7 protein-coding genes are annotated in these 6,039 nt (G+C 37.9%); all 7 read right to left on the bottom strand.

Annotation, left to right across the window (positions count from 1 at the left end):
• Nucleotides 1-13: 13 nt before the first annotated feature.
• Nucleotides 14-760, bottom strand: coding sequence for a cytochrome c biogenesis protein CcdA (locus Q1553_RS00680; protein ID WP_297571642.1), 747 nt, complete (start codon nt 758-760; stop codon nt 14-16).
• Between the two features lie 24 nt (nt 761-784).
• A complete protein-coding gene (locus Q1553_RS00685; protein ID WP_115551284.1) occupies nt 785-2,059 on the bottom strand; it encodes a TRAP transporter large permease subunit in 1,275 nt (424 codons plus the stop codon).
• Between the two features lie 17 nt (nt 2,060-2,076).
• Nucleotides 2,077-2,679, bottom strand: a complete 603-nt coding sequence (locus tag Q1553_RS00690; RefSeq protein ID WP_115551455.1) for a TRAP transporter small permease — start codon at nt 2,677-2,679, stop codon at nt 2,077-2,079.
• 47 nt (nt 2,680-2,726) lie between these two features.
• The gene (locus Q1553_RS00695; protein ID WP_300760778.1) at nt 2,727-3,755 is read right to left on the bottom strand and encodes a DctP family TRAP transporter solute-binding subunit; all 1,029 of its coding nucleotides are present in this window, start codon (nt 3,753-3,755) and stop codon (nt 2,727-2,729) included.
• Between the two features lie 170 nt (nt 3,756-3,925).
• Nucleotides 3,926-4,444: an inorganic diphosphatase gene (gene ppa / locus Q1553_RS00700; RefSeq protein ID WP_115551286.1), complete on the bottom strand. Its 519-nt coding sequence runs from the start codon at nt 4,442-4,444 to the stop codon at nt 3,926-3,928.
• 35 nt (nt 4,445-4,479) lie between these two features.
• Nucleotides 4,480-5,052: an adenylate kinase gene (locus Q1553_RS00705; protein ID WP_115551287.1), complete on the bottom strand. Its 573-nt coding sequence runs from the start codon at nt 5,050-5,052 to the stop codon at nt 4,480-4,482.
• 13 nt (nt 5,053-5,065) lie between these two features.
• The coding region (gene aspS, locus Q1553_RS00710; protein ID WP_300842673.1) for an aspartate--tRNA ligase at nt 5,066-6,039 on the bottom strand (974 nt) is incomplete at its 5' end.

Here is a 6,039-nt window from a genome sequence, read left to right on the forward strand (position 1 = left end):
TCATCACAGAATCCTAGCCCAAAATCCCTACAAGATAAGCGGATAATGCGCTCATTCCTCCACTTACAACAAGGATTCCAATGCAAATCAAAAGCCCTCCTGCACACCATTCAATCCACTTAAAATAAGCCTTAATCCATTCTAAAAAATTAAAAGCATAGCCAATGAGTAGTGCGCAAAACAAGAAAGGGAGCGAAAGTCCAAGCGTGTAAATCACAAGCAATGCAATTCCGCTTCCCTCTTCTAAACTAGCTAGGGAAATAATGCTTGCCAAAATTGGACCCACACAAGGCGTCCAACCGAGTGCAAAACTCACGCCAAGCAAAAAGGGGGCGAAAAAGTCTTTCAAAAAAGAAAAGTTGTATTCTGTGCAAAAGTTTTTTGTATAATTTAAAAATGGAATCCTCAAAATTCCTAAGATATGCAGCCCAAAGATAATTAAGATTCCACCTGCAAGATAACGCAAAATAGGGCTTAAAAGAATCCCTCCTTGTAAGATTCTAGCAGCCACTGCACCCAATAGGACAAAAACGATTCCAAATCCCAAAACAAAAAATACTGCGCTTCTTAAGATTCTAAATCGCTTCCTTAAATCCAAGTTTTTAGAATCTTTCATTTCTCGTAGTGAAATTTCAGAGATATACGAGAGATATGCAGGAATAAGTGGCAAAATGCAAGGGCTAATAAAAGTTAGAATCCCTGCGACTAAGCTGATTAAATGTGGAGCACTCTCAAAAAACCCAAACAGTGATTCTTCCACCCTTACACCTTGCAAACCTTAAATTTAATCAAGTAAATTTGGCAACCAAAGTGAAATTTCTGGCACATAAGTAACAAGCCCAAGCCCTAAGAGCAAGACACAGAGCCAAGGAATTACCGAGAGGGTAACATCTTTGAGACTTAAACCCGTAAGCGAGCTTGCTACAAAGAGATTTAAGCCCACAGGCGGGGTTAGCATACCTAGTTCCATATTGACAATCATTGCGATTCCAAAGTGAATCGGGTCAATTCCTAGTTGTAAAGCTATCGGCAATAATAAAGGTGTCATAATCATCACGACAGAGCTAGGCTCCATAAATTGTCCCATAATAAAAAGTGCGATATTCACTAAAATCAAGAATAACCACCAGCTCATATTCATATTCACTAGCGATTCAGCAATCATATGTGGAATCCGCTCACTTGTGAGGAAATGCGCAAACACAACCGCAAAGCCAATGATAAAGAAAATCATTGCTGTGGTAATTGCTGCGTCCAAAAGCACTCCATAAAGCTCTTTTATCTTAATATCTTTATAAACAAAAATAGATACAATGAAAGCATATACTGCACTAATTCCCGCTGCCTCTGTGGCTGTGAAAAGCCCTGCGTAGATTCCGCCAATCACCACAATCACAATGAGTAATGCCCAAAATGCTTCTTTGAATTTAGCCCAACGCTCACTAAATTTTGCAGGTTCTGTCGCTTTGAATCCTAATCGTCTCGCACCAAAATACGCATAAACCATCATCATTCCACCAATCATTACACCCGGAATAACGCCTGCCATAAATAATTTTTCAATAGAAACTTCCGCAGTTACCCCATAAACAATCATTACAACAGAAGGTGGAATCAAAATCCCAAGACTTCCCGCAGAAGTAATCGCCCCTACTGAATAGCTTTTGGGATAGCCTGCTTGGCTAAGAGCCACAAACATTACAGAACCAATCGCAACAACCGTCGCAGGAGAACTTCCACTCACAGCAGCAAAGATAATACAAGCCAAAATCGCACTCATTGGGAGACCACCGGGTAAATGCCCCACAATGCTTCTTGCAAAATCTACGATTCTTTGTGCAGAGCTTCCTTTGCTCATCAAAGAACCCGCCAAAATAAACATTGGAATCGCCATTAAAGCAGGTTTTAAGCCATTAAGCATAATTTCAGGCACACCCATAACATCATAAGAGCTAAACAACAGCATTGTAATTACCGCACTTACCCCAAGAGAAATGGCGACTGGCACACCTACTAATAACAAACCAAACAATACAATTAGCAAAAATGCAACACTCATTAATTCTCCAAATTTTACTAATCTTTAATCACAGAATCGTGAATCATCTCTTCCTCTGCATTTTTTACAACTTTGTCTGCATCTGTCCAAGAAACTTCATAGATTTTTTCTATGGAACGATAAGTTGCTCCTAAAAATGCAATAGGCAAACAAAGGAGAAACACCCACAAAGGCACTTCGTGTAACGCTTCACTCATATAACCAATTTCATAGTTCAAATAGCAAACCATTAAACTAGCATAAAACATAAAGCCTAGAAAAATAGAATTGAGGATATGTGTTAATAGCACACAAGTTTTAGCAAGTGCTGGTGGAAACTTCTCAACTAGCATAGTTACAGAAATATGCACACCCTTTCTAAATCCATACGCCGCACCAAAAAATGCTGACCACAAAAAACAATATCTTGCTACTTCCTCTGCCCAAGTGAGCGAGCCAATCTCTGGATAGAATCCCGCAATGTAACGCACACTCACATTAATTGCGGTAATTGCGATTCCAAGTGCCATTCCAATGACTGCAACATTTTTATTGATTCCTGCAATAATCTTGTCTAAAATAGCAAAAAGCTTATTGACACCAGAATCCTTATGTGCCCACAAAAAAGGTTTCTGAATCATTAATAATAAATTGCGCAAAATAAACCTTTCAAAAATAATCTGCAAGATTATTTTGTATTCAGCGTTTTCTCAATCAAATCTTTGCCGATTAAATCATAAAACTTAGGGTAGATTGCAATCATCACATCTTGCCATCGTTGTTTTTGTGCTTCATCTAACTCATAGATGGTTGTATTTGTCTTATCATCAGCTTTTAATTTATCTAGCAACATTTTTTCTTCCTTAGCACTCTCTTCGCGTTCAAAAATTGTTGCTTCGCGCATTGCAGTAGAAAATTTCTCTTGCAAATCTTGTGGTAATTCTTTCCAAAACTTCTCACTTGCAACAACTAAATATCCCAAATAACCATGATTTGAAATCGTAATAGAGCTTTGCACTTCATAGAATTTAGAATTATAGAGGTTAGAAAGCGGATTTTCTGCCGCATCTACTACACCTGTTTGCAATGCAGAATACACTTCACCAAAAGGCAAAACTTGCGGAATCGCTTTGACAGCTTTTGTTTGTTCTTCTAGCACTTTAGAACTCATAATTCTCATTTTTTGCCCTTCTGCATCACTTGGTTCTATGATTGGTTTTTTGTTTGTGCTAAATTGTTTGAATCCTGCGTCCCAATAATCAAGCGCAATGTAACCTTTACTTGAAATCACATCTTTTAGGATTTTTCCTACTTCTCCATCCATTACTTTATGCAAATGTTCAGTATCGCGGAAAATAAAAGGAACGTCCCAAAGATTAAACTCTTTTGCAAAAGGCGTAAATTTTGAAAAACTAGGTGCTGCAAGTTGCACATTGTTGCGTTTAAGTTCTTGAAAAACCTTGTCATCATCTACAAGTTGTGCTGAAGGAAATACATGCACTTTAATTTTCCCCTCTGTGAGCTCCTCCACTCTTTTGGCAAAGAAATCCGCTGCTCTCCCTTTTGGTGTATTTGCGCTCACAACATGCGCGAATTTCACCTCATAAACCTTATTGGAATCCCCCTTAGCAGCGGCACTAGCTTCTTTATTATTGTCTCCACCGCACCCCATTAATCCAAATACAGCCAAAACTGAAACTAAAAGAATTTTTTTCATTTTCCTAAATCTCCTAACACAAATATTATTCACTCAACCTCTGTGAGATTCTATGTATTTTATACAAAATCTTCTTAAAAGACAAAATCAACTAAACCACTTTGGTGTTTTTAGTGTAGAATTTTGCAACATTATGCACCAAAAATGAATTTTTGAAACAACCTAAAAATTTATTTGTAATTTTTGATTGCTTTATCCAAAATTTCTTTGGCAGCATTTAAATCTTTGTATTCCTTAACTTTCACCCATTTATTTGGTTCTAAAGCCTTATAAGTTTCAAAGAAATTTTTAATCCTATCTAATGTGATTTGTGGCAAATCCTCTAGGCTTTGGATTCTATCGTATCTTGGATCTATCTTACTAATAGGCACAGCAAGGAGTTTTTCGTCCATTCCACTTTCATCTTCCATAATCAAAACACCAATCAAACGCGCTTTAATTACACTTCCAGCCTGCAAAGGATATTCGTTTAGCACCAACACATCTGCTGGGTCTCCATCATCACTTAGTGTATTTGGAACGAAACCATAATTCGCAGGATAAAACATTGCACTATACATTACCCTATCTACCACGACTGCACCAGATTCCTTATCAATCTCATATTTAATGTTACTTCCATAAGGAATCTCAATTATAACATTGAGTTTATTAGGATTCTCTCCTACACTGATTTTTGATACATTCATCTTTTTATCCTTTAATAATTTAAGTAGAATCTCTACTAAATTTTAGATTTAATAAAAGCTTCCATTTCGGAAGTAATTTCCTCAATCGTGCGCTCACCACTGATTTTTTTCAACACAGCTTTTTTGCTATAAAAATCCTGAATCTCCTTGAGCGGTGTTTGATAAACTTCCATACGATTATTGAATACTTCTACATTATCATCTGCACCTCTAGCGCGTCCAAGCACTCTATCACAAGCAGTTTCTCTGCTTACTTCTACTTCAATCACACTGACAAGCTCAATATCTTTTTTGTCTTTTAGAATCTTATCTAGCTCCAACATTTGCTCCACGCTACGAGGATAGCCATCAATGAGCACAATATCTTTCACCGCATTGGCTATCGCATCTACAATTGTTTTGACGACAATTTCAAGCGGCACAAGATTCCCTTTGCTTGTATAGCTCTCAATTAGCTTTCCAAGCTCACTTCCGCTTGCCACTTCTGCACGTAATAATTCCCCAGTAGAATAATGCACAATGCTCTCACTATTATTCTTGCTAATAATCTCTGCGTCCGTAGTTTTACCACTTCCGGGTGCCCCGATGACTAAAAATAACTTTTTCATAAAATCTCTCCTTTTATTGTTTGGTTTCTCTTACTTTGATATGTAGCTCCCTTAATTGCTCCTCACTTGCCTCACTTGGTGCATCTGTTAGCGGACAAGTTGCCTTTTGTGTTTTAGGAAACGCAATCACATCACGGATAGAATTTGCCTTGCAAAGCAACATAATAATCCTATCTAAGCCAAATGCGATTCCGCCGTGCGGTGGCGCGCCAAATTGCAAAGCTTCAAGCAAAAAGCTAAATTTATTTTTTGCCTCTTCCTCGCTAATTCCAAGCAATTTAAACACGCGGCTTTGAATCTCTTCTTTATGAATCCTAATGCTTCCGCCACCGATTTCAAAACCATTTAATACGACATCATAAGCCACAGAGCTAATCTCTTCAACATCTTCTACATCTAAATTTTTGGGCATTGTAAAAGGGTGGTGTAGAGCCGATACACTGCCATCTTCATTGCGTTCAAACATAGGAAAATCCACAACCCATAAGAATCTATAAAGATTCTCATCAATAAGCCCCATATCTTGGGCAATTTTCTGACGCAAACGTCCCATATAATCCCATACGATTTTTTTCTCTCCCGCTCCAAAGAATACAATATCTCCGACTTTTGCCCCTACGCGTTCTATGAGATTTTTGAGATTTGCCTCACTCAAAAATTTAATCAAAGGACCTTTTGCGCCCTCTTCTTTGATTTGGATATACGCCAAACCTTTTGCTCCAAATTTGCGCACAAATTCCTCTGCCTCTCCCAAAGTTTTGCGTGTGAAAAATGTATCGCCTTTTTGCACACACAGGGCTTTAATGCGATTATTTTTGGAATCCTTAGCAATCTTAGCAAAAATCTCATTGCTAGATTCCACAAACAAATCTGACACTTCCACTAAGGGCAACTCATAACGCAAATCTGGTTTATCGCTGCCATAAGATTCCATTACTTCTTTATAAGTATGATGTTCAAAAGGAGTTTGGATTGCGATTCCGCAAA

Origin of the sequence: Helicobacter sp. UBA3407 (assembly GCF_949747025.1) — a bacterium.
GTDB classification, from domain to species: domain Bacteria; phylum Campylobacterota; class Campylobacteria; order Campylobacterales; family Helicobacteraceae; genus Helicobacter_D; species Helicobacter_D ganmani.